Annotated in this window: 1 protein-coding gene; it reads left to right on the plus strand. The window is 54.0% G+C overall.

What is annotated here, in order from left to right; all coding sequences use genetic code 11:
• Positions 1-874: aromatic amino acid transport family protein (locus J5224_RS31120; protein ID WP_264628867.1), on the plus strand; the 874-nt coding region annotated here is incomplete at both ends.

Here is an 874-nt window from a genome sequence, read left to right on the forward strand (position 1 = left end):
GCTGGCACTGCCGTGGGCGCAGGCATGTTTTCCATTCCCATTGTTACCGCCGGTGTCTGGTTTAGCGGCTCCGTGCTGTTGCTGGTCGCCACCTGGTTTTGCATGTTTGCCTCCGGGCTGATGATTCTGGAAACCAACCTGCATTACCCCGCCGGTGCCAGCTTTCACACCATGGTGAAAGATCTGCTTGGGAAACACTGGAATACCCTGAACGGTCTGTCAGTGGCTTTTGTGCTTTATATCTTGACCTATGCCTACATTTCTGCGGGTGGCTCAATCATCACCCATACGCTGGCAGAGGTTTTTCCCGTAGGGCAAGCCACATCGGGGTTGGTATTTTCCCTGCTGGTCGCTTTTATCGTCTGGCTCTCCACGCGCGCCGTGGACCGGCTGAGCACCCTGCTGATTGGAGGCATGGTGATTACTTTTGTGTTGGCCGTCAGCGATCTTTTCACCCAGGTCAACCATCCTCGTCTGCTGATGAGCGCCCCCGCGGATGCGCCTTACTTTCCTTACGCACTGGCAGCGTTGCCTTACCTGCTGGCCTCTTTTGGCTACCATGGCAATGTGCCCGGATTGGTAAAGTACTATCACAAAGAGGGCCGCACGGTGGCGCGCAGCCTGTTGTATGGCACGTTACTGTCACTGGCAATCTATTTGCTGTGGCAGTATGTCATACAGGGCAATATTCCGCGCGACGGGTTTAAAGCGGTGGTTGCCGAAGGCGGCAATATCGGCAATTTGCTTGAGCACATGGGCAACGCCGCGCAAAGTGTTTATCTGATCCCTTTGCTAAACGCCTTTTCTTATATGGCACTGGCCAGTTCGTTCCTCGGCGTCTCATTAGGACTGTTTGATTATATTCACGACTCTT

The sequence above is a fragment of the Candidatus Symbiopectobacterium sp. NZEC135 genome (assembly GCF_025962695.1).